This is a genomic window from Crocosphaera sp. Alani8 (assembly GCF_038442745.1).
Classification (GTDB): Bacteria; Cyanobacteriota; Cyanobacteriia; order Cyanobacteriales; family Microcystaceae; genus Crocosphaera.
In genome coordinates, this window is the sequence record NZ_JARVCN010000422.1 from 1 (window position 1) to 23,076 (window position 23,076).

The following is a 23,076-nucleotide window of genomic DNA, read 5'->3' on the forward strand; positions in this document are numbered from 1 at the left end:
CTTTGTCCCCTAACTTTCGGCGAGTCCCCCCAGACTTTTTGAGAAGCTTCAAAATGTCAACGATTTCTTCAAAGTGAATAAAATCATTAGCATTTCTTCTTTCTTCACATATCCATTTACAGAAATCAGTCTTTTCAAAGTTTTCTATTTCTTTCTCTTCACCATAGTCACCTTCAACAGTTTTTTTTGTGTAAAAATCTTTGGTAAATAACTCATTCGGAATTAAATTTTCAATTCCTTTTTTTGCTTTTGCATCTGACCTCTGTTTTAAACATCTAACTTTCAAATTTTAGCATGATTAAGTCCTGTATCTCCGAAGATAAAGCATTTATTGTTGAATTTCCAGAATTAGCTACATCTATAGCAGATTGAGAAACTTATCAAGAAGCTGTACAAAATGCTGAAATTGCTATTCAAAAATAGATGTAAATCGCACAACAATTAGTACGAAACATCTCTAAACTTAAAGGTTGATAAGATGGTAAACCAATAATCATAACTGTTAACTGCTCAGTGTTAACTGCTAACTCCTCACTCAATGTAAACTTTTTCAGACCACCGTTGACGATAAATTTCATAAAGATTAATAGCGGCAGCAACAGAAGCGTTTAAACTAGGAGTTTTTCCCCCCAAAGGAATAGAAATTAACTCATCACAACAGCGTTGCGTCAACAAACTTAAACCATTACCTTCTGAACCAATAACTAAACCGATCGCACCACGAAAATTAAAGTCTTGTAATCGTTTTCCTCCCTCAGAAACCGCACCATAAATCCAAAACCCTTCTGCTTTTAATGTTTCCAAAGCACGACTTAAGTTAACTACTCTTGCCACAGGAAACGACTCTAACGCCCCGGCTGCTACTTTAGAAACCGTAGAAGTGACACCAGCCGCCCGTCTTTGTGGGATAATTAATCCTTGACAACCCAAAGCCTCTGCAGTGCGAATGATCGCCCCCAGGTTTTGAGGATCGGCAATACCGTCTGCAATGACAATCACAGGTTCATCGCTTTTAGCCTTAGCTTGAGCAATTAACCCATCCAAATCATGGTAGCTGTAGGGTGCAACCTGAGCGGCAACCCCCTGATGGTTGGCTCCGTTGGTGATTTGAGAAAGCCGTTGTCCCGAAACCTCATCAATCACTGCACCTTTAGTCTTTGAAGCCTGGATGAGATGGTGAAAACGGGGGTCGTAGTGTAGTCTATTGGTAATCCAAATACGATTCAATTGGCGATCGCTTTCTAGGGCAGCCAAGACTGAATGACGACCATAAATTAGATCGTCGTCCCTTTCTTGGGTTTCTGGTTTTTCCCTGGGTTGAATACTAGAGGTAACAACGTTTTTTCTGCTTGCTAACTTAGGTTTTCCAGAGTAACGGCGATCGCTTCGGGAAATTGGTTTATTAGACATAATATAATTTAACTAATTAGGGTGTGGAGAAGCTCGTTTAAGCGATGAGTATCTTGTAGATAAAGATAACCAATTAATGTTTCTAAACTGGTGGCTTGTTGATAAATTTCTAGTTTGAGTCTACGGGGACAGCTAGTGGCTGCATTGCGCCCTCTACGGACTATATCTTGTTCCACTGTCGTCAGATAAGGGGTTAATTGTTGCAGGGCTTTTGCTTGGGTTTCTGCCCTAACTTTGGCAACAACTTGATCGTGGTAGTCCCCAATTTTCCGCGGAGGTAATAAATAACAAGTCCTGACGTAAAGTTCATAAACAGCATCGCCTATGTATGCCAAAAAAGCAGGGGACAATCGATCTATGTTTTCATAGTCTTTTGCCTCCATCATGACTTGAAAATAGACCCCAGGACGACTGTGACTCATTGAATTAGACAGTGAAGGTTGATGTGAGTCAGAACAGATTTGATGTACATTTTAACTATTTTTTCGGTTTCTTCAAGTTGGCGATCGCATCTTCTAAACTTGTTTGTAGGGATAAGAATTTTTCCAGACGTACCAGTTTAACAGTTTGGGTCACCCTTGGGTTAGTGACAACCTGTAAACTGCCTTCTAGGGTTTGGGCTTGTTTTACTAACTGTACCAATGCCCCCAGTCCTGAACTGTCGATAAAATCGATTTGAGAAAGCACCAGGATAATGTCGTGGGGACCTTCTTCGATCCGTTGACCAACGACTTTACGAAACACAGGCTCAGAAAAGGCATCTAACAAGCCAGTTAATCGAAAAATTTGATAGTTACCTTTAACTTCATGAGTTCCCCTTAAACTCACTGTTAGGTTTAATTGCTCAGGAATGGCTTCCTCCTTAACCTTAGTTGTAAAATTTGCTCAAAATGACATTATAGCCTAACGTTAGCCATAATTGTTCGATTGAATTGCAAAGTTATTCTTAAGATTTGATAGCAGTTTTCTTATGCATAGATTATAAACTTTCTAGCTTTGAGGCAGGAGGCAGAAGGCAGAAGGCAGAAGTTAAATTTTAGGTTGTTCCACTCAATTGAAAATCCCTATGAAACCTCCAAAACTTAGTGTTTGACTTACACTTTTTGTTACTTTTGTTTACTAATTAATGAGACAGATCCAATAATCCTCTTGGGGGATTAATTTCTATTCTACGCTGTTCTATATCTACGACAGGAACTATCTCGTACACAAAGGGAATAAACACTTTTTTCTCTTTTTTCTGGTTAACTTCTCTTTCTATATCAGAGATTAATTTTATTTCTAATAAATCGTGACCGGCTGTAAAAATATCCACTACTTTACCGATTATTTTGCCTGTTTTTTGCTCGTAAACATCTAGATCTATGAGTTGGGAAACATGATATTCTTCTTGCTCTAATTCTGGTGGCGTTTCATCTAACACTAAAAGTTTATAACCCCGTAAGCTTTCTGCTTGATTTCTATTTTCTATTCCTTGTAAGCGAATAATATAAAGATTTTTACCAACAACAGATTTACCACTGATTAATTCAGTGGGTTGAGGAGACCAACTTTCACTAGATTGCAACCATCGTTTTCCTGGTATTTCAAATCTTTCAGGGAAATCTGTACTAGATAAAACCTTTAATTCTCCCCTTAACCCTCTTGGCGCAACAATTGTACCAATTTCTAACCATTTGTTGTGGTTATTTTTCATTTTATTATTAGCTTGACTAATTTTAGATCCTCTTTAACTATAATCCATTTCAGAGGTTGATGTAAATCCAAAAAGCAATAAATTTCCCTTACTTTTTTCTAAATTATAACTTTGATAATTGTTGTTTAGTAATTGTTTTATTGATATTTAGGTCGTCCTAAAGTTGTAATATAAACAACTGCTTCATTTTCAGGAATACCCAAAACTTCATTGACTTGATCATCGAAAAATCCTCCAATTCCGCTTACTCCTAGTTCGAGATGTATGGCGGCTAAATTCAATCTTTGCCCTAAATGTCCGGCATCTAAATGTAAGTAGCGATAGACTCGATCGCCGTATTTCTTGACTGCTTTTTCTAAATCTGCAGTATGAAAAATAATTGCTCCGGCATCCCTCCCTAAATCTTGCCCTAAACAAAGATAATGTAACTCCCGTCGAAATTTTTTGAAACGAATTTGTCTCAATTCTTGTGCTTTGGGTGCATAATAATAACAACCAGATTCCAAACCTTCCACCCCAGAAACTGCTACGAATGTTTCGATCAAACTTAGATCAAAATAGTCGGGATTTTTATCAAACCCTTGCGTGACGTAATCTTGAGGTTGATAGGTGAAATGTAGCATTTTATTTAATTCTTCCAGAGTTAATTCTTCTCCTGTATAAGCCCTTGTGGAACGTCGTTTTAAAATAGTTCTTTCCAGGAAATCTAGGTTATTTCCCCAGTCAATAGCTGTGGTTTCTGTGGAAACTTTTAAACAAAAAGGAAAATTATATTTGTCTTCTAGATTGTCTGTTTGATTCTCTATTTCTTTACATTCATTTCCTTCCAGTTCTTTTATTTCCGTAGCTTGATGGAGATAATGTAATAAATCTCCGTCAGAAATATCAGGATAGTTTACTTTGATCTTTGAAGGTAAAACTGTGGGCTTAAATATTTTGACATTTTCGCTGTTTTCTGATAACAAATCTGTTAAAGGAATAACCGTAATTACCCCTTCTTCTTCAGGATTAAAGTAGAATAATTCGTTAACAAGATGATCCACAAAACCGCCGATTAAATGGGGACGGTAATCGGTCATTGCACAGGCTAATTCAACGTTACCTAATAAATGACCTGTATCTAAACAAATGCGCCGATAAGCGCGATCCTCGTACCGCCAAGAAGATCTATAAAATACGGCGGTTGTTACCATAGCTAACTGGGTATTTTCTAACCCCTGATGGTAAGCACAAGCTTCTTGTAAATTGTCCCATACCTCGCTATCCCAAAAATGCAATAAACTGTGACTTTGGGGTTGATAATTATAAAGTCCGGGGGGTAACAAAGGGGTTCCCCGAGAAATGAGATAAACTTCCGCAGGATATAGTCCACCGGCGGAAGGGGCAGCCCTTAAATATACGGGAGTTCCCATCGTCGGAATTTTAGCTGTTAGTCCATAACTACAACCAAATAGGCGAGATAGTCGTCGCCACTGTAAAGCGTGGGGAACATCAGGCAGTTTTGTGGATATGTAGGGGGTCAGGTCGTAGGATTTGCCGATTTTATAGGTTTTAAAAGGAATGGGCTGTTTTGACCAATCTAATCCTTTGTTTTTACTCGCAATGGTTTTGGGATCGTACTTTGTCCGTTGATGGTAGTGGGTGGCGATGGAGTTTGACAAATCGGGCATAAATGTTAGTTCAGTTTTAACTGCTTTTATTTTAATTTTAACGTTCTTCTATGGTAGGCTTATTCAAGCACTATGGTTTTTTTGGCCTTTTTGTCGTTAAATATTACTCATTGGGTAGATTCAGGAGAACATAATGGAGTTATTAGCAGCCCTCAATTTAGAACCGATTTTTCAATTAGCCTTTGTTGGGTTGATTCTTGTTGCTGGTCCCATCGTTATCGCTGTATTGGCGTTTCGCGGTGGTGATCTATAGGAAATTACATCAAAATTCGATTTTTCCTCTTTAACTAATACCTTCCTAGTCTTAGGGAGGTATTTTTGTATTTCTTCAACAATTTAACCAATTAACAATTGTCATTCCAAATCTGGTTTTAAAACCCATCTTATCTTCTAGAAAAGGCAGGAGGCAGGGGGCAGAAGGGTTTTGAACTTTTCAGCTATCAATTTTAAAAGGGGGTATGGCAAACGGATTTGGTTTCATTCCAAGGTACGAGGAATCTACTTACCCTAAAACATCATAACTTGTAGTGATATAATTTCACATCTCTTAATTGATTTGATATTTACCAATAAAATAGAGTAATGATTTATTGCTTTGTTTATTAATTACAGTATTTAGATTATAAGCTTTTAAGACTTCAATCATAAAATCGACTCTAGAATTAAAGTTTTTCGGAATACTCCGATTAAATTGTTCTTTTATCAAATTATCAGTGTTTTTATATTTACCGGGTTTCTCTATACCAAGTTTCTTAAATTCTTCTTCAGTTAATCCTGCATAATACCAACTTTCAATCTCTTTACAGACAACAATAATAGTTTTCCAATCAATGTTGTTAAATCTATTTTTAATGATTTCCTTTTTTTCAATGATACAAGTAGCGTTATCATTATCCGCTAAATAAATATAATCAGCCTTCATTGATTTGATCGCATTAATAAAATTTTCTATTTTTTCTTATTTTGGTTGAGCATATTTAATAATCGAAATATTGTTATACTTACTGTAAAAATAGGGGACAATTAATTTTTTTATAAATCTTTCATCGTCGGGACTTTCTACAAGGATAAATAGTCTTTTATAACTAATTACCTAAATTTTTACTTTAATAAATTTTCAATAAAATCATGAAAATTAATCGTACAGTCTTTAAAACTTTTAAAATTACAAACTCGAATACTTTTGATTCTCATTACTCTAACATTTTACCTTAACTTAGTTTAATTATATCAAAACTTGATATTTGAGTCTCAAATATAAAAAAACCCTCAAATAAGAGGGTTAAATATCAATAAAAACAACACTATTAACTGATAACTTTTCACTGATTAAACTAATAACTAATCAAAGGAATCCACTCGTAACCATCAACAATACCTTGAAAATAATCATTAATCGCTTCTCTAGAATAAGGTGCAACCCCAGTTTCATCCCCAAACCATTTTTCATACATTTCTACTTGTTCGGGTTGATCGCTAATAATTCCTTCCATAAACTTAACTAAACTATAATTTACCATACCTCGCCAAGCTGATTCGTCTTGAGGAATCATACAAGCATAAGATTCGTACATATAAGGAAATTCTGGAACCACCTCAAAGCGATCGCTATTATTGTTTTCTAATTTTAATCCTTGCAAAACAATACCATCTCCGGCAATCGCTTCAATTTCTCCTCTTTTCAGTTTTTCTAACCCTTCGATTCTGTCTTTAATAGGAACAATAATAGCAGCAGGTTGTTGAACTTTGATAGCTTGTTCATTAGTTGTATTAGGAATTACACCAATTCTTCGACCAGCTAAAGAGTCAATTGTACCTAAGTCACTACCTTTTTTTCTTAAAATTTTTGTGCCACTAGCAAAATAACTAACGGAAAAATCAACAATTTCATCTCGTTCCCAAGTAAAAGTAGAAGAAGCACATTCGATATCAATTTCTCTATTTTTAACTTTATCAAAACGGTTTTGAGGCGTAACTTCTACCAATTTTAGTTTAATAGGTTGACCCAATTTTTTTTCTACATCTTGACGAATAATCTCTAAAACATCGATAGAATAACCCACCCATTCTCCCTCTTCATTAATATAAGCAAAAGGAATAGCATCTTTACGGGTTCCTGCGGTAATGACTCCAGTTTGTTTGATTTTTTCAAGAATTTCTCCAGCTAAACTTGCCCCTTGCGAAGTCGCTGTTAATAATAATGTTAAGGCTAATAAAACAAAATTTTTTTTCATCACTTTCTCCCTTAGACCACAGTTAAGAATATAGACTCCCAATAGGTTAATTAAGTTTCAACCAAAAACTTATTAAAAATACTTTGATGTTTATTGAAAATATCAATTTTTCTGTTATTGCCTATAATTTTCTATTTGAGTTAACCTGAGTTCGATATAAGAAAATTTGTCAAGTTATAGGAGTCTCAAACACTGATTATCTCGTCAAAAAAAACTTAACTCCCAACACCGAACTCAGGTTGAGTTATTACAGTAATGATACGAATTCTACTGACAAGATAAAAAAGATTTGTTATTGTAAACACTTAGAGACATAAAGGATTAACCCCACTGTGAGTTCTCATAATTTGCCCAAAACCACTGCTTATGTCCGTATTACTCAACAATCTTGGCAACAAGGACAAATGGAAGGAGAAGTTAGAGCCGCACAATACCAATGGCGGTTTAAATGGCATTTTCGACAGGGACAACTGTTAGTACAACCGTCTCTTGGTCGTGCCTTAATTTATGAACCTTTGGGACGGTTTTTGGAACGATCTGATTATCAGCTAGAACCCGGGGGGGACTACGAGTTTACCTTGCGATCGCAACTTTAGTCATGGTAATTATCTTCATTTTGCTTAATTTTCCTCTGATTCTGGCCACAGTAACCGTAAAGCCATTACCGCAAACCCAACTGCTGCCATTGCTTTCAATACCTTAGTGGGTAAAAACTGAGCGATAGTTCCGCCAGCAATTACCCCCAAGAAACTAGCTAAAATTAAAGCAACAATCGAGCCAAAAAATACTGCACGGGGAGACTTAGAACTTCCACCCAAAGCAATAGCCGCCAATTGGCTTTTATCCCCAATTTCTGCTAAAAATACAGTAATGAAACTTAATCCAAATAATTGCCAATCCATTATTAAAATCCCTCTAATTGTATAAAATATCCCCTACCAGTAAACCCGTGATTAATAGCAGCAATAAAGCAACTACCACATCCAAAGTTTGTGGAGACAGACGACGGGTTAACCAATAACCAATTAAAACCCCTAATAAACTTGTGGCTACTAAAGCGATCGCCGCACCTGCAAACACCACTAAAGGAGATTGAGATTGTGCGCTGATAAACAGTGTGGCTAACTGGGTTTTGTCTCCCATTTCTGCTAAAAATATTGTCAAGAAGGTTGAACCAAAAACAGTCCAAAAGCTCCAAGGTTTTTTATTTTTAGGATTATTTTTAGGTGTATTACTTTGATTACTCTGAATGTTAGTTGTTTCTGAGATATTCATAATGTGTTGGTTGAAAATATAATAATTAATTATTTACTACTTTGATAAGCCATGCCATTAGCCTCTGCGTAACGCTCCATAAAGCGCATAAAACGCTCCCAATGATCATCGTTTCCAATTTCAAATCCGCATCTCACTTCTTTTAACTCGTCTCCTTCATCTCCTCCCCAAATAATTTTTAGAGAAGACGGTGTAACGCTAATTTCCCCTTCTGAATCAATTAAACGTAAATCTCCATAAGTTTGAGTTGTGTAACTTCTAAACCTTTCTAAAGATTTTAAATTCTCAAAACTCATTAATACATTACGTATTCCTGTTTGCTTACCGCGCCGTAAACTTACGTTGCTTAATTCCTCAGAAATTCCCACAAAAAATTCAATGGAGGGAGTAATATCGCTCATAATTAACTTTTTTAATAGTTTATTAATAACAGCAAGGATGAAATCGGGTTAGAAGTATAACTTATATTCCAGGACTCTAACTACACACTATGATTCAATTGGGGAGAAAACAATATAAATAGACTATATTACGCTATCTCCCCCTACTGTTTGCTTACTCAGCTTCTCCTCCTTGGATTTTGAGTATGAGAAAACCCCAAGCCAAGCCGAAAAGAACCAAAACCATTAAAACAACGGCACCATTAAACATCATACTTTCAGCAGTCATTTTTGTTCTCCTAATTGAATGGATAAATATTAAAAATTGCGTGACAGTTTTAGCTTATCATTGAAGTTACCATCACAATGAAGGCTCGTCAATTCTGGCCAAAATTATCCCAATGTCCCATATCTATTGTAAAACACGAGGGTAAGATCACAAGTATGGAATTTCCAGACTCTCCAAGGCGCAAAACTACCCATCTAGCTTTAACTATGGGTGATCCTGGGGGTATTGGTCCAGAAATTATCCTCAAAGCATTGGCTGATAGTAACCTAACCGAAACTTGCGATCTAACAATTATAGGAACCAAGTCGCTGTTAGAAAGAACATACCAGCAATTATTACTACAGGGACAACCCGTAGCTGAGCCAGACACTTTATCTATCATTGATATTCCCCTAGACTCTAACACCCTTACCCAAATTACGCCAGGACAGGGCAACGCAGCCACTGGAAAAGCTAGTTTTAGCTACTTAGAAACAGCAATCACCCACACCCTCCAAAAAAAGTTCGATGGTATTGTTACAGCACCCATTGCCAAATCTTGTTGGAAAGCTGCTGGCTACGATTATCCAGGACAAACAGAAGTATTAGCCCAAAAATCCCAAATTGATCGATTTGGGATGTTATTTGTGGGGCGATCTCCCTATACAGGTTGGGTGCTGCGAAGCTTATTAGCAACCACCCATATTCCTCTAAATCGAGTTTCTCAGGTTCTAACCCCTCAATTGATGTCTCTGAAATTAGATCTATTAATTAATTGTTTACAACAAGATTTTGGTATTAAAAACCCTAAAATTGTTATTTCAGGGTTAAACCCCCACAGTGGAGAAAATGGACAATTGGGAACAGAAGAAAAAGACTGGTTATTACCCTGGTTAGAAGCAAGAAAAATACAATATCCTGAAGCAGAGATAGTCGGTTTGATTCCCCCTGACACCATGTGGGTAAACCCCGCTAAAGCTTGGTACGGAAATCCCTCAAAAATTTTTCAAGCAGGTGATCCCTCTAGAGATAAATCTACATCAACTATCAATAACTTAGGGGATGCTTACTTGGCACTATATCACGATCAGGGGCTAATTCCGGTCAAATTGATGGCTTTTGACCAAGCGATCAACACTACTATCGGTTTGCCCTTCATTCGGACTTCCCCAGATCACGGTACTGCTTTTGACATCGCAGGGAAAGGCATCGCCAGGGAAACCAGCCTTAAGGCAGCCATTCAGTTAGCCAGTGAATTAACTACAACTAGATTAACATAAATTTACTTAAGTGAAATTTTAGAGTAAAATTTCTGCCGTGATCATGATCACTCTTTCAGTGGGGTTTAGATCAGTTGGAATTACGGATTAATCATTCATAATTAGGGATGAATTTAAGAAGTGATCTACATAGTTAAATCATTTTTTCTCCGCTTGGCTCTAATTATGCTTTATCTAACAGAAAAAGAACAAAATATACAACATATACTGACATTTAATGTAACCAGTGGAGAGAGAGTTTTCTATTTAGATAAACCGCAGTATTCCATCGGGCGAGATCCTAACAACTCTCTCTTTGTCAATGCTAAGGGTATTTCTAGACAACATGTAACCCTAATCAAAAAATATACAGATAATAGTCACTTTTCGTATATTATTATTGATGGCAGTTTGGAAGGACATAAAAGTAAAAATGGAGTTTTGGTTAATGGAGAAAAAATCGATCAGTACGAACTCAAACACGGAGATATTATTTACTTTACTAGATACGTAAAAGCTCACTACTATATTGTTGAACAAACAAATCGAGAATTTGCTAGTAAATCATCCCCCGATTTATTGTCTAATAGTACCGTTTCTTACTTAAGTAGTCTTTCTAAAGAAACACAAATTAGTCAAAGTGCCAAACAAGCATCAACCCTAGTAGAGATAAAAAATCTTGCTTCTGTTGTGGAATTAAGCCCTATTCCTATTGTTGAAATTAATTATCAAGGAAGCATTACTTATTTTAATCCTTCTGCGAATTTAAAATTTCCCGATTTACAGAAAAAACAACTTAAACATCCTTTACTGCAAGGACTGATTAACCAAAAAGATTATAATAACGGGAGTTTAGTAATCCGAGAATTTGATCTAGTAGATCAAAGTTTTGAACAGCACATCCATTACTTAGCAAAAGAGCAACTGATTAGAAGTTATGTTTTTGATATCACTCAGCGCAAAAAAGCAGAAAATGAATTAAAGTATCGTGCTTTTCACGATGGTTTGACAGGATTACCTAACCGAGTATTCTTCGATCAACATATTTCCTTAATTTCTAAAAAATCTGAAAGACACCAAAAGTTATTTGCTATTTTATTCTTTGATATCGATAGTTTTAAAAGTATTAATGATACATTAGGTCATAACATTGGTGATAAAATTTTACAATACTTTGCTCAACGTTTAACATCTCAGATACGAAAGAGTGATTTTGTCTGTCGCTGGGGGGGAGATGAATTTGTAGTGCTTCTTTCAGAAATCGAAAATCCCGAACAAGCAGGTAAGTTTTCCCAAAGATTACTTCAAACTTTTGAACATCCCTTACAAATAGAAGAACACGAAATTTATCTTAAATGTAGTATAGGAATTTCTATTTATCCCCACGACGGAACAGAGGTAGAAGTTTTACTCAAAAATGCCGACGTTGCTCTGTATCGTACCAAAGAATCTGGGCGAAATAATTACCAATTTTATAACCCAGAAATGGGCTTAGAAATTCGTCAAAACTTCACTTTAGAAAATCAACTTAATCAAGCTATTAAAAATGAAGAACTTATTTTATATTATCAACCTCAAATTAATACTAAAACGGGTCGAATTTATGGTTTGGAGGCTTTAATTCGCTGGAAAAATCCTGAACTGGGTTTTATTAAGCCAAATAAATTTATTCCCATAGCAGAAAAAACTGGGTTAATTGTTCCTATAGGAGAATGGGTACTAGAAACGGCCTGTCAACAGAACAAAAAATGGCAACAAATGGGCTTAACTCCTGTGAAAATTTCAGTTAATTTATCTACACAACAGTTACAGCAACCTAACCTAATTGAAATAGTCAAGAACACATTAGAAAGAGTAGGACTAGAGCCTCAGTGGTTAGAGTTAGAAGTAACCGAGTCTATGTTAATGAAAAATATAAGTTTAGCTAATAAAACTCTACAGAAATTAAGGGGTATGGGAGTCTATATTTCTATGGATGATTTTGGAACTGGTTATTCTTGTATCAATCATCTCCCTAAATTTCCTTTTACAACTCTCAAAGTTGCTCAGGATTGTGTTCAGAATTTGACAGAAAACCCAGAAACAAGTGCTATTGTTTCCGCTACCGTTGCTTTAGGAAACAGTTTAGATTTACGGGTGATTGCAGAAGGGGTTGAAAATCAGAAGCAACTCGATATACTGCAAAAGTTGGATTGCCTAGAAATTCAGGGCTACTTATTAAGCCACCCTCTAAATTCCGATCAAGCAACAGAATTCCTCACGGTTTATCAGGAGCAGAACATTTTTTGTTAATCATTACAACGTAGTATAATTAAAATATGCTACTTTTGTAGTTAACTACGATTACTTTAGTTAGCTAATTGAAGAGTGAACCATGTCTGAAGCAAGCTATCATAACTCCTGGGATTCTCAAGACCTAGACGAAGCTTTAGGGCGTTTTGATGAAATTCAAGAACAATTAAACTATCAACAAGCCCAAACAAGTCTCAGACATTTAGTTAACAATTTAGATTTAAACTATCGGGAAAAAGTTGGTTTAGAAACCGAATTACATACCTTAACAAAAATGCTAGAGAAACTGGACTATTCTCGGGTGCAGATTGCTGTTTTTGGCATGGTAGGTAAGGGCAAATCTTCCGTTTTAAATGCGTTATTGGGCAAAGCTCTTTTTAATACTGGACCGTTGCACGGAGTTACTCAAACCATCGACACAGCAGAATGGAAACTACAACAAGATAGTGATATACAAGGTCTGCAAACAATAGCTCTATCCGGTTGGGGACAGTCAGAAATAGAGTTGATTGACACCCCTGGTATTGATGAGGTAAATGGAGAAATTCGCGAAATTTTAGCCCGTCGTACAGCTAAACAAGTGGATTTAATTCTCTTTGTTATTTCAGGGGACATGACTAAGGTAGAATTCTCCGCCTTATCCCAGTTACGGGAAGCAGGAAAACCAATTGTTTTGGTATTTAACAAAATTGATCAATATCCAGAAACTGATCGCTTAGCCATTTATCAAAAAATACAAAATGATCGAGTTAAGGATTTGCTTTCCCCCGATGAAATTGTGATGGTTGCAGCCTCTCCTTTAGTAACAGAAATTACTCAAGATGAGCAAGGTAATTTAAAACAGAAAAAAAGCAAAGGGAAGCCTCAAATCGAAACATTAAAACTAAAAATATTAGAGATCCTCCAGCGAGAAGGCAAGTCTTTAGTTGCTCTTAATACAATGCTATACGCCGATGAAGTTAACGAGCAAATCGTAGCCCGTAAATTGGCCATTAGGGAAAAGGCCGCTAACCAACTCATTCAAAAAGCAACCATAATCAAAGCCACCACCATCGCTTTAAATCCAGTGACAGTGGTAGATTTATTCACTGGGGCTGTGGTAGACGTAGCCATGATACTTTCCTTGTCCCATCTTTATAGTATCCCCATGACCCAACAAGGAGCGATCGCCCTTTTACAAAAAATTGGAGTCAGTATGGGGGGCATTAGTGCAAGCGAATTGCTTACCTCTCTGGGTTTAAGTTCTCTCAAAGGAATGTTGGGATTAATGATTCCTACCACAGCAGGTTTATCAGCACTTCCCTATCTTTCTATTGCCATGACTCAAGGTAGCGTCGCCGGCGTTTCCTGTTACGCCATCGGTCAAGTAACTAAACGCTATTTAGCTAATGGGGCTGCTTGGGGACCAGAAGGGCCGAAAACAGCAGCGAAGCAGATTTTATTATCTTTGGATAAAACCTCGATTATGAATCGCATCAAGGAAGAATTAAGGTCAAAATTAAAGCAAAATAGGGGTTTTGACGGTATATAGTCTATATCTTTCCGTCAATAAACTTTTAAATCCTTTATTATCCCAAAAGCCAAGCATAAGACAAACTTTTATTAAGAATTAAAAAAATTAACAATTAAGGTATTGACGAATCCTTAAAATTTGCTGTAATCTTCTATAGTAATTAGACTATGATTAAAATAAAACAAATAGAATTTAGTCTATAATGCTATCAGCAACAGACTTCTAAACGTATTGGGGGTTAAAGCTTAGGATTCATAGGACTCCTGACCCTTTACCCTCTTGTTTATAGATTAACTTTTGCCCATATATTTACGGAGATCTTTCACCAAACGGCATGACTCACATACAATCAAAACATGAGAAAAATCTAAGCAAAACTTAACATTCATTAATGTAGATAACAAATCAATGCAGATAACAAATCGTATTCATTTTAGAAATGTCAAGGGTGACATATTTGGCGGGGTAACCGCAGCGGTGATTGCCCTTCCTATGGCTCTGGCTTTCGGAGTTGCCTCTGGTGCAGGTCCAGCCGCTGGTTTATGGGGGGCAGTCCTGATCGGATTTTTCGCCGCCTTATTCGGAGGAACCCCCACCCTTATATCCGAACCCACCGGTCCGATGACCGTTGTGATGACAGCTATTATTACAAAACTGACCGCAGATAACCCTGAACAGGGATTATACATGGCGTTTACTGTGGTCATGTTAGCAGGGGTTTTTCAAATCATCCTCGGTGCTTTGAAACTGGGTAAATATATCACCCTGATGCCCTACACCGTAATCTCCGGCTTCATGTCCGGCATCGGGCTAATTTTAATTGTGTTGCAGTTTGGACCACTCTTAGGAACTGCTAACCCCAAAGGCGGTGTGATTGGAGCTTTACAAAATGCCCCCACCGTTATTAATAGCCTCGGCGCTCACACAGGAGAAGCAATCTTAGGGGTATTAACCGTAGCAGTATTATTCTTAATGCCCTCAAAACTGAAAAAGGTTGTGCCACCTCAGTTAGTGGCTTTAATTGGTTGTACCCTAGTTTCGTTATTCTTTTTCTCGGGGCAAGGCATTAAGACTATCCCTGAGTTTAGTGCAGGTCTTCCCACTCTAGTCATGCCTACTTTCACCGCAGACCAAGTTCAGATTATGATTATCGATGCCTTGGTTTTAGGGATGTTAGGTTGTATTGACGCATTATTAACCGCAGTGATCGCTGATAGTTTAACCCAAAGCCAACACAACTCCAACAAAGAATTAATCGGTCAAGGTGTAGCTAATCTAGTCTCTGGTTTATGCGGTGGTTTACCTGGTGCTGGCGCAACCATGGGAACCGTTGTTAACATTCAAACCGGAGGACGCACTGCCCTATCTGGTTTGTCCCGAGCTTTAATCCTCTTAGTTGTGGTACTTTGGGCTGCTCCCTTAACCCAAAACATTCCTCTAGCGGTGTTAGCAGGTATTGCCTTTAAGGTAGGTATCGATATTATTGACTGGAAGTTTCTCAACCGCGCCCATAAACTGTCTTGGAAAGCCGCAGCTATCATGTACGGGGTAATGTTGCTCACCGTCTTCTACGACTTAATCACTGCGGTTGGTTTAGGAGTATTCGTTGCCAATATTTTAACCATCGAAAAATTAGCAGACCTACAAGCAGACCGTGTTCAAGCGATCGATCACCCAGAAGACGATCGCCTCGCTACCCAAGAATCGCGAAACCTAATGAAAGAGGCCAAAGGTGGTATATTATTACTTGACTTAGGGGGCCCATTGAGTTTCGGCGCATCTAAAGCCATTACCCAACGTCAAAACATCTTAGACAATTATAAGATGTTGGTAATCGACCTAAACCACGTTCCTTTACTTGGTGTAACTGCGACCTTAGCCCTTGAGAAAACCATCGATGATGCTTATGCTAAAGGGTTAGAAGTATTTATCGTCGGTGGGGAAGGTAAGCTCAAAGAAAGACTGCAAAAATTCAATATCTTAGATCGGGTTCCTCACCAAAACCGTGTCAAAACCCGTGTTGCAGCTCTACAGTTAGCAGTTGCCAGTCTTAACGGATACACAATTGAACAAATTCAGAAGCAAATGGGAATCAATGGTTCTCACTTCCCCGAAGACGATACCAACCCTAGTAATGGGGTTGCTTACGGCGATAGCGTTTCTAAGTAGAGAACATCGGAGACCAATAATAATTTAAGCGTCTCCCTCTTTTCTTCTCTGCCAGTTTTGCCTAAAAAATTGTCCACTTAATCAAAAATTATGCTCATAAGTCCACCCATTCCATTATTAGCCACAGAAACGGCCGCCAATTATGGCCCGATGATTTTAGCCAGTGTTTTACTCAGTTTAATTGTTATTTATATAGCAAGTAAATTAGGGGGAGAAATTTCCAGAGCCCTCAATTTGCCCCCTGTTTTAGGGGAATTAGTAGGAGGTGTTCTCGTTGGGGCTTCGGCTTTACATCTATTAGTTTTCCCAGAAAGCGGTGCAACGGCGACGGACTCAGTATTAATGAGTGCCTTACAATTGGTAGGTGGTGTGACCCCTGAAGCTCTTCCCGAAGTGTTTAATACCCAGAGCGAAGTTGTTTCTGTTCTGGCTGAGATTGGGGTAATTATTCTACTGTTTGAAATTGGTTTAGAATCAGACATTAGAGAGTTAAAGGAAGTAGGTTATCAGGCAGCTATTGTGGCAGTTGTGGGGGTAGTTGCTCCCTTTGCAGCCGGTACTGTGGGCCTAATGTTGTTGTTTAATGTACCTATTATTCCTGCCATTTTCGCTGGTGCAGCTCTAACCGCCACCAGTATCGGTATTACCTCCAAAGTTTTGTCTGAATTAGGTTATTTAAAGTCAAAAGAAGGACAAATCATTGTTGGTGCGGCGGTTATTGATGATGTTTTGGGAATTATTGTCTTAGCAGTAGTAGCTAGTTTAGCTAAAACAGGTACAGTTGATGTGGTTAATGTCATCTATTTGATTGTTAGTGCCACGGTCTTTTTATTGGGTTCCATCTTCTTAGGAAATTTCTTCAATAAGTCCTTTGTCGCTGTTTCTGAAGTATTGCAAACTCGCGGAAAATTAGTGATTCCTGCTTTGATTTTTGCTTTCTTTATGGCATTTTTAGCTAATGTCATTCAACTAGAAGCTATCTTAGGTGCGTTTGCAGCTGGTTTAGTGTTAGATGAAACCGATAAACGCAAAGAATTGGATCAACAGGTTATTCCCATTGCTGATATTTTGGTTCCCATTTTCTTCGTTAGTGTAGGAGCAAAAGTTGATTTAGGGGTACTCAATCCCTTTGTTGCCGAAAATAGAGAAGGTTTAATTATTGCCACCTTTTTGATTGTAGTAGCGATCATCGGTAAACTAATCACAGGATGGACGGTAGTAGGTCAAGACAAAGTGAACCGTTTAGCTATTGGTTTTGGGATGATTCCTCGGGGTGAAGTTGGTTTAGTTTTCGCAGGAATTGGTTCAGCTAGTGGGGTGTTAAGTCAGTCCTTAGAAGCAGCCATTATTGTTATGGTTATTCTTACAACTTTCATTGCACCTCCTTTATTAAGGTTTGCCTTTAAAGAACCATCTGAAACTGCTGAAAAATTACAAAATGCCGATACAGCTAACTGAGGTAAGAAAAGGGACTAAATCTACCCGATAACTGTCCCTTTTTTATTCTTGGTATGATACAATAGTTACCCAATGATGGTAAAAAAAGTCAAAATGCCAAAAAGAAACCCATCTAAAAACAGGTTTATATATTTTATAACTCAGGCAATCAAATTATTGAAAGATGATAATTTTATGCTCGGCATTCACTTTGTTGAAAATGCTGTTTCTAAAATTTTATCTGTTGCTTTAGTGCTGGTGATTGGGGTCTCTTTATTTGATTTGACTTTGGTATTAATTAGGGATTTATTTAGTGCTGAACCAGTTGGTTTTTTTAATAAAACTTTAATAGAGATTTTTGGTTTATTCCTCAACATATTAATTGCCTTAGAATTATTGGAGAACATTACAGCTTATCTGAGGAAACATATTGTCCAGGTGGAATTAGTTGTTGTAACCGCCTTGATAGCAGTTGCTAGGAAAATTATTATTTTCGACCCTTCAAAATACGCTAAAAACGATTTGATTGCTCTGGCATTTGCTTGTCTAGCTTTAGCTGCTAGTTACGCCATTATCCGTTTCGTTAACCATAAAAGCAATTAAGAATAGAGGGCAATATGAATCAAGAAAATGGAGGCGAAACACAATCTTTACAACGTTTAAAGAGACTTTCCGATGGCATTTTTATGTTAGCAATGACCTTAATGGTATTGCAATTTGACTTACCAAATGTTGAATCAGAGCTATCAAGCCAAGAAATTAAAGAATTTTTAATTGCTCAACTGCCGGCACTTTATATTTATTTAGGCACCTTTATTTTAATTGCTTTTTATTGGTTCAGTAATTTACAACAATTCACTCACTATAAAAAAACAGACACAATTCATCTATGGCTTAATTTACTGTCATTAATGTTTGTTGTTCTTATTCCCTACACTAACGACCTTATTAATATCTATAGTTTAAACAATTACGTACAAATTTTCTATAGTCTTAACTTATTGTTAGTTGGTTTATTTTCATCTCTAAGTTGGTGGTATGCGTCTAGGAGTAACCGTCTAATAGACTCTACACTAGAAAAAAAGGAGAGCGTAAAAATTGGCATAGAAAGTCTAATTGAACCATTCGTATCGTTATTTTCTATTTTCGTATCATTAATTAATCCTACTTACTGGGAGTGGAGTTTTTTACTTATTTTTCCTTTATACCTAATCTTGTAGTTAATAGTTATGTTAGAAGCTTTCATTTTTGCAACAGTTTTATTCGGTTTCTTCGGTATAATTTTCAAAGAAAATTTAATGATGAAAATTATTGCGATGGATGTGATGAGTACAGGAGTTATTGCTTACTATGTCATCGTATCGTCAAGGAGTGGTTTGTTCACTCCTATCTTAAACGGTGTCGCTGACAAAAATTATGCAGATCCTGTTCCCCAAGCTGTTATTTTAACTGCTATTGTTATCGGCTTTTCCATTCAAGCTTTAATGCTAGTAGGAGCAATGAAATTAGCCCAAAATAATCCCACTTTGGCAACGAAAGAAATAGAAAAGAATAACACTCTTACCAAGAATTAGTTACAAAAGTACCCCCTAATGAAAGCCCTAACAATTATTTGGATCGCCTTACCTTTATTCATCGGATTTAGTATTTATCTATTTCCCAAAATATCTAGATACCTGGCTTTGGGGGTTGCAGTTTTTTCTCTGGGGTACGCATTAACTGTATTTAATTTAAAATCGGATTTGGAATTTGGTTTACTGGATAATTTTGGGGTTATTCTCCTAATCGATAACCTAAGTGGCTTTTTTATTCTTACTAATGCTTTAGTTACCTTAGCTGTACTTTTTTACTGTTGGCAGAGCGACAACAAAACAGCATTTTTTTATACTCAAATTATTATCTTACACGGAAGCGTTAATGCTTCATTTATTTGTGCTGACTTTATTAGTTTATATGTTGCTCTAGAAGTAATAAGTATCGCAGCATTTTTACTAATCGCTTATCCGAGAAGCGATCGCTCGATATGGGTGGCGTTGCGTTACCTGTTTGTCAGCAACACTGCCATGTTATTTTACTTGGTGGGAACAGTATTAGTATATCAGTCCCATAATTCCTTCGGTTTTGCCGGGTTAAAAGGAGCTCCACCAGAAGCGATCGCCCTTATTTTTCTGGGACTATTGGCTAAGGGTGGTATATTCGTATCAGGTTTATGGCTACCGTTAACCCATTCTGAGTCAGAGACACCAGTTTCGGCAATGTTATCGGGGGTAGTGATAAAAGCGGGTGTTTATCCCCTTGTCCGTTGTGCATTAATCGTCAGTGAAGTTGATCCCATTGTACGGATGTTTGGGGTAGGAACAGCGTTATTAGGGGTAGGTTACGCTGTGTTTGAGAAAGACAGTAAGCGGATGTTAGCTTTCCATACAGTCTCTCAGATAGGCTTTATTTTAGCAGCACCGGAGGTAGGTGGATTTTACGCTTTAACTCATGGATTGGTTAAGTCTGCTCTATTTTTGATTGCAGGAATTTTACCCAGTCGTAACCTTAAAGAGTTAAAACATTTACCTATGGCCACACCTATTTGGATTGCGTTAGTGATAGCCAGTTTTTCTATTTCAGGGTTTCCTTTATTATCGGGGTTTGGAGCAAAAGTTTTAACCATGAAGAGTCTTTTACCCTGGCAAGTTATTGCCATGAATGTTGCTGCTTTAGGAACCGCTATATCCTTTGCTAAATTTATCTTTTTACCCCACGAAGTTAAAGGATACAGTAAAGTAAACTCAGGATTTTGGGTAGCGATGACTTTATTGTTAGGTGGTTTAATTATTGCCAATGGAATTTACTACGAAGCTTACACTATCAAAAATACAATTAAACCTCTAATCACTATTTTTATTGGATGGTTAGCTTATGGCTTTATTTTCCAGAAAGTCATGGTTAAACTTCCCCGCGTTGCTGAAGAGTTTGATCATCTGATAGGGGTGATGATTCTTATGTTAGTGTTTCTATTTTTGTTGGTATTATTGCCAGGTTTTAGGGAGGTGATTGGGTAAGTAAATAATCTGTTGAAAATTGTTCCACTTTTAAAAAACTGATAAATGTTGTTATGATTTCTTATTTAGATTTGCTACTCAAGCTAACCATTTGGTTTTTGCTCACTTCTGATATTAGTCTAGCTAATATTATAATTGGTGCGATTGTTTGTGTATTATTACCTCGTAAATTAACTTCTATCGGAAAATTACAAGACTGGTTTCGGGCATTAGTAGAAGTTTTAATTGCTATTCCCCAAGCTTATTTTGAAGCTATTCAAATCATGTTAATTCCTCACAAACAGGAAAGAATTAAAATGGAACGGGTTAAACCGGGAAGAACTCCTGGATTAATTTTCTTGGATATTTTTATTATCACGTTTACTCCCAAAACAATTGTGTTAAAATATCACGAAGAAGGATTGTATGAAGTACATCGTATTCAGAGGAAAAAAACGTCATGAGCATAGTTTTAATTTTTATGATTTTGGCTTTATTAATTCCCATGTATGAAGCTTGGCAAGACAACGACATTTGGCAGAAAATGTTAGCTTTTTCTAGCATTGCCAGCAAAACATCGATCATGATTCTGATGATTTCTGTCTTACGAGATGATTGGATGATTGGTCTTGTGGGGGTTCTTATCCTTAGTTTAGGCAATGCTTCTTTGATGTTATTGGCACAAATTTTGAAACGAATACAAGCCACCTAGAAACTATCCCCTCTTTAGAATACGGTTTTAAATCTATGATTACTTACCTGAGTTATTTTTGTATCACTATCGGTCTAATTTTTTGGTTTTGGGGAACCTTTCCTTTGGTGGGAAATCGTTCCGTTTTATATAAACTCCATAGTCTTTCTGTTGCTGATACATTGGGCTCAATGAGCATTATCTTTGGACTATTTTTAAAGATCCCCAGTGAATGGCCCCTACTTATTTTGGCACTGATTTCTTTAGCTATCTGGAACACTGTCTTAGGTTATGTTTTAGCCTATTGTTCTAGTAGTGAAGATCAGCAATAATCATTATTTATCAGTAACATGAATGACATCTATCTATATGTAATTACAGCTTTACTACCCCTTTCTGCTTGTTTGACTGTTGTACAAGTTAACCCTTATCACGCTCTAGTAATCAGGGGGATTTTAGGCGCGGTTGCCGCTTTAGTTTATGCTATGTTTGGCGCATCCGATGTGGCTTTAACGGAAGCGTTGGTGGGAACAATGTTAGCAATTACCCTTTATGGAGTTGCTGTTCGCTCTTCAATGGTAATGCGTTTAGGGGTGATAGAAAGAGAAGGCAAAGAGTCGGAGCAGTTTCAGCAATTAATAAATAATTTTAAAACGATTTTAAATCAACATCACCTACGGTTAGAGCTAATTTTTTATGAAGACGAAAAAGAACTGCATCAGGCATTAGAAAAGCAAGAAATTCATGGAACTTGTCAGAAAGAAGCAGAATACGATTACACTTATCACACAGTAACCAGAATTCAGCGACTTTACGAAATTATTAAATCAGAACTATCTTCGTCTTCAATCACTCACATTAACCTCTCGGATATCAAGGAGAAACAGTCATGAAATGGGTTTATCTTGTTGCTGGAATTGCACTTTACGTAAAAATATTGATTATGCCTAACCCGATGGCTGAGGTAGTAGATTTATCTATTGTTGAGACTATCGTACAAGATAGCGGAGTTCCCAATACTGTCTCAGGTATCATCTTTAGAAATCGTCTTTATGACACTATTTTTGAGGTAGTTGTCTTTACCCTATCGGTGATGGGGGTTCGTTTTCTTCTGTCCAACGAACAACCCCTAACCCTTGTGCATCAGTTTAACGATCAACCCTCTATTATTCTGGCACGTTTGGGTGCCACCATTGCTGCTTTAGTTAGCATTGAGCTAGCCATAAGAGGACATCTTAGCCCAGGAGGGGGTTTTGCTGCAGGTGTGGCAGGGGGAACAGCGATCGGGTTAGTGGCTATCACATCCCCGTCAGAATGGATGCAAAAAATTTATCAACGTTGGCACGCATCTACCTGGGAAAAGGTGTCTGTGCTTGTTTTCATTGTCTTGGCAGTGATCACTTTAGTCGGTTTCGAGTTGCCCTATGGAGATATGGGAAGCTTGATCAGTGGGGGAATTATCCCTATCCTCAATATTTTAGTGGCTATTAAAGTAGCTTTGGGATCGTGGGCGGTAATATTAATTTTTATTCGTTATCGAGGCTTATTGTAACTTGAGTTCGACATAGGAAGATTTATACAGAACTTGCCAAAATTGGTACCCTCAGACACCTATTATTTATCGAGTAACAAAAGACTCAATTTAGAACTCCTAACCCCTAACACTGAACTCAGGTATTGTTGTTTAGCTAAATGAATTAGGGTTTGCTGAATAAGAGCTATAACAGTCACCCTCTCAAGGTTACAGACC

The 23,076-nt window shown here is 37.2% G+C and carries 28 protein-coding genes; 16 read left to right on the top strand and 12 right to left on the bottom strand.

Translation table 11 applies throughout. The features are described 5' to 3' along the window. From P9B04_RS20525 to P9B04_RS20550, 6 genes are all read right to left on the bottom strand, one after another. The coding region (locus tag P9B04_RS20525) for a hypothetical protein (RefSeq protein WP_342056830.1) at nucleotides 1-286 on the bottom strand (286 nt) is incomplete at its 3' end. A 245-nt stretch (nucleotides 287-531) separates the two neighbouring features. Next, nucleotides 532-1,410, bottom strand: coding sequence for a 23S rRNA (guanosine(2251)-2'-O)-methyltransferase RlmB (rlmB, locus tag P9B04_RS20530; protein WP_342056831.1), 879 nt, complete (start codon nucleotides 1,408-1,410; stop codon nucleotides 532-534). 8 nt (nucleotides 1,411-1,418) lie between these two features. Next, nucleotides 1,419-1,832 carry a Mini-ribonuclease 3 gene (locus P9B04_RS20535; RefSeq protein WP_342056832.1) on the bottom strand — a complete coding sequence of 138 codons (414 nt, stop codon included), beginning with the start codon at nucleotides 1,830-1,832 and terminating at the stop codon, nucleotides 1,419-1,421. A gap of 55 nt (nucleotides 1,833-1,887) precedes the next feature. Further along, complete coding sequence (locus P9B04_RS20540; protein WP_342056833.1) at nucleotides 1,888-2,238, bottom strand: STAS domain-containing protein; 351 nt, start codon at nucleotides 2,236-2,238, stop codon at nucleotides 1,888-1,890. Nucleotides 2,239-2,533: 295 nt separating this feature from the next. After that, the gene (gene rimM, locus P9B04_RS20545; RefSeq protein WP_342056834.1) at nucleotides 2,534-3,106 is read right to left on the bottom strand and encodes a ribosome maturation factor RimM; all 573 of its coding nucleotides are present in this window, start codon (nucleotides 3,104-3,106) and stop codon (nucleotides 2,534-2,536) included. A gap of 137 nt (nucleotides 3,107-3,243) precedes the next feature. Continuing rightward, complete coding sequence (locus P9B04_RS20550) at nucleotides 3,244-4,776, bottom strand: SagB/ThcOx family dehydrogenase (RefSeq protein WP_342056835.1); 1,533 nt, start codon at nucleotides 4,774-4,776, stop codon at nucleotides 3,244-3,246. Nucleotides 4,777-4,909: 133 nt separating this feature from the next. On the opposite strand from P9B04_RS20550, the gene psb30 reads away from it, so the two are divergent. Next, entirely contained in the window at nucleotides 4,910-5,029 is a 120-nt protein-coding gene (gene psb30, locus P9B04_RS20555) for a photosystem II reaction center protein Ycf12/Psb30 (RefSeq protein WP_342056836.1), read from the top strand. A 294-nt stretch (nucleotides 5,030-5,323) separates the two neighbouring features. Here psb30 and P9B04_RS20560 read toward each other — a convergent pair whose 3' ends face one another. After that, a complete protein-coding gene (locus tag P9B04_RS20560; protein ID WP_342056837.1) occupies nucleotides 5,324-5,698 on the bottom strand; it encodes a hypothetical protein in 375 nt (124 codons plus the stop codon). A 412-nt stretch (nucleotides 5,699-6,110) separates the two neighbouring features. Continuing rightward, nucleotides 6,111-7,010: an amino acid ABC transporter substrate-binding protein gene (locus P9B04_RS20565; protein WP_342056838.1), complete on the bottom strand. Its 900-nt coding sequence runs from the start codon at nucleotides 7,008-7,010 to the stop codon at nucleotides 6,111-6,113. Between the two features lie 332 nt (nucleotides 7,011-7,342). On the opposite strand from P9B04_RS20565, the gene P9B04_RS20570 reads away from it, so the two are divergent. Continuing rightward, nucleotides 7,343-7,606, top strand: coding sequence for a DUF3146 family protein (locus tag P9B04_RS20570; protein WP_342056839.1), 264 nt, complete (start codon nucleotides 7,343-7,345; stop codon nucleotides 7,604-7,606). Nucleotides 7,607-7,630: 24 nt separating this feature from the next. On the opposite strand, the gene P9B04_RS20575 is transcribed toward P9B04_RS20570, so the two are convergent. The 4 genes from P9B04_RS20575 to petM all read right to left on the bottom strand — a co-directional run bounded on the left by P9B04_RS20575 (nucleotide 7,631) and on the right by petM (nucleotide 8,954). Then, nucleotides 7,631-7,912 carry a TMEM165/GDT1 family protein gene (locus tag P9B04_RS20575; RefSeq protein WP_342056840.1) on the bottom strand — a complete coding sequence of 94 codons (282 nt, stop codon included), beginning with the start codon at nucleotides 7,910-7,912 and terminating at the stop codon, nucleotides 7,631-7,633. Between the two features lie 13 nt (nucleotides 7,913-7,925). Further along, the gene (locus P9B04_RS20580; RefSeq protein WP_342056841.1) at nucleotides 7,926-8,285 is read right to left on the bottom strand and encodes a TMEM165/GDT1 family protein; all 360 of its coding nucleotides are present in this window, start codon (nucleotides 8,283-8,285) and stop codon (nucleotides 7,926-7,928) included. 29 nt (nucleotides 8,286-8,314) lie between these two features. Continuing rightward, a complete protein-coding gene (gene psb28 / locus P9B04_RS20585; protein ID WP_342056842.1) occupies nucleotides 8,315-8,686 on the bottom strand; it encodes a photosystem II reaction center protein Psb28 in 372 nt (123 codons plus the stop codon). A gap of 154 nt (nucleotides 8,687-8,840) precedes the next feature. Continuing rightward, nucleotides 8,841-8,954: a cytochrome b6-f complex subunit PetM gene (gene petM / locus P9B04_RS20590; RefSeq protein ID WP_007306142.1), complete on the bottom strand. Its 114-nt coding sequence runs from the start codon at nucleotides 8,952-8,954 to the stop codon at nucleotides 8,841-8,843. A 155-nt stretch (nucleotides 8,955-9,109) separates the two neighbouring features. Here petM and pdxA point away from each other — a divergent pair, with 155 nt between their 5' ends. From pdxA to P9B04_RS20660, 14 genes are all read left to right on the top strand, one after another. Then, the gene (gene pdxA / locus P9B04_RS20595) at nucleotides 9,110-10,213 is read left to right on the top strand and encodes a 4-hydroxythreonine-4-phosphate dehydrogenase PdxA (RefSeq protein ID WP_342056843.1); all 1,104 of its coding nucleotides are present in this window, start codon (nucleotides 9,110-9,112) and stop codon (nucleotides 10,211-10,213) included. Between the two features lie 165 nt (nucleotides 10,214-10,378). Beyond that, the gene (locus P9B04_RS20600; protein WP_342056844.1) at nucleotides 10,379-12,484 is read left to right on the top strand and encodes an EAL domain-containing protein; all 2,106 of its coding nucleotides are present in this window, start codon (nucleotides 10,379-10,381) and stop codon (nucleotides 12,482-12,484) included. 82 nt (nucleotides 12,485-12,566) lie between these two features. Further along, nucleotides 12,567-14,015, top strand: a complete 1,449-nt coding sequence (locus tag P9B04_RS20605) for a GTP-binding protein (RefSeq protein WP_342056845.1) — start codon at nucleotides 12,567-12,569, stop codon at nucleotides 14,013-14,015. Nucleotides 14,016-14,405: 390 nt separating this feature from the next. Continuing rightward, complete coding sequence (locus P9B04_RS20610) at nucleotides 14,406-16,166, top strand: SulP family inorganic anion transporter (RefSeq protein WP_342056846.1); 1,761 nt, start codon at nucleotides 14,406-14,408, stop codon at nucleotides 16,164-16,166. A 90-nt stretch (nucleotides 16,167-16,256) separates the two neighbouring features. Continuing rightward, nucleotides 16,257-17,624, top strand: coding sequence for a cation:proton antiporter (locus tag P9B04_RS20615; RefSeq protein ID WP_342056847.1), 1,368 nt, complete (start codon nucleotides 16,257-16,259; stop codon nucleotides 17,622-17,624). Between the two features lie 174 nt (nucleotides 17,625-17,798). Next, on the top strand, nucleotides 17,799-18,206 hold the full coding sequence (locus P9B04_RS20620) for a phosphate-starvation-inducible PsiE family protein (protein WP_342056856.1): 408 nt from the start codon (nucleotides 17,799-17,801) through the stop codon (nucleotides 18,204-18,206). Nucleotides 18,207-18,220: 14 nt separating this feature from the next. After that, nucleotides 18,221-18,823: a TMEM175 family protein gene (locus P9B04_RS20625; protein ID WP_342056848.1), complete on the top strand. Its 603-nt coding sequence runs from the start codon at nucleotides 18,221-18,223 to the stop codon at nucleotides 18,821-18,823. A 9-nt stretch (nucleotides 18,824-18,832) separates the two neighbouring features. Further along, nucleotides 18,833-19,177, top strand: a complete 345-nt coding sequence (locus P9B04_RS20630) for an NADH-quinone oxidoreductase subunit K (protein WP_342056849.1) — start codon at nucleotides 18,833-18,835, stop codon at nucleotides 19,175-19,177. A gap of 18 nt (nucleotides 19,178-19,195) precedes the next feature. Then, a complete protein-coding gene (locus P9B04_RS20635; RefSeq protein WP_342056850.1) occupies nucleotides 19,196-20,656 on the top strand; it encodes a cation:proton antiporter in 1,461 nt (486 codons plus the stop codon). A 53-nt stretch (nucleotides 20,657-20,709) separates the two neighbouring features. Further along, nucleotides 20,710-21,099 carry a Na+/H+ antiporter subunit E gene (locus tag P9B04_RS20640; RefSeq protein WP_342056851.1) on the top strand — a complete coding sequence of 130 codons (390 nt, stop codon included), beginning with the start codon at nucleotides 20,710-20,712 and terminating at the stop codon, nucleotides 21,097-21,099. Beyond that, the gene (locus P9B04_RS20645; protein WP_342056852.1) at nucleotides 21,096-21,347 is read left to right on the top strand and encodes a hypothetical protein; all 252 of its coding nucleotides are present in this window, start codon (nucleotides 21,096-21,098) and stop codon (nucleotides 21,345-21,347) included. Before P9B04_RS20640 ends, P9B04_RS20645 begins: the two co-directional genes overlap by 4 nt. A gap of 35 nt (nucleotides 21,348-21,382) precedes the next feature. After that, a complete protein-coding gene (locus tag P9B04_RS20650; protein WP_342056853.1) occupies nucleotides 21,383-21,658 on the top strand; it encodes a monovalent cation/H(+) antiporter subunit G in 276 nt (91 codons plus the stop codon). A gap of 18 nt (nucleotides 21,659-21,676) precedes the next feature. Further along, nucleotides 21,677-22,219, top strand: a complete 543-nt coding sequence (locus tag P9B04_RS20655) for a DUF4040 domain-containing protein (RefSeq protein ID WP_342056854.1) — start codon at nucleotides 21,677-21,679, stop codon at nucleotides 22,217-22,219. Beyond that, complete coding sequence (locus P9B04_RS20660; RefSeq protein WP_342056855.1) at nucleotides 22,216-22,878, top strand: Na(+)/H(+) antiporter subunit B; 663 nt, start codon at nucleotides 22,216-22,218, stop codon at nucleotides 22,876-22,878. The genes P9B04_RS20655 and P9B04_RS20660 overlap by 4 nt, the downstream gene beginning before the upstream one ends. The last annotated feature ends 198 nt before the right edge of the window (nucleotides 22,879-23,076 follow it).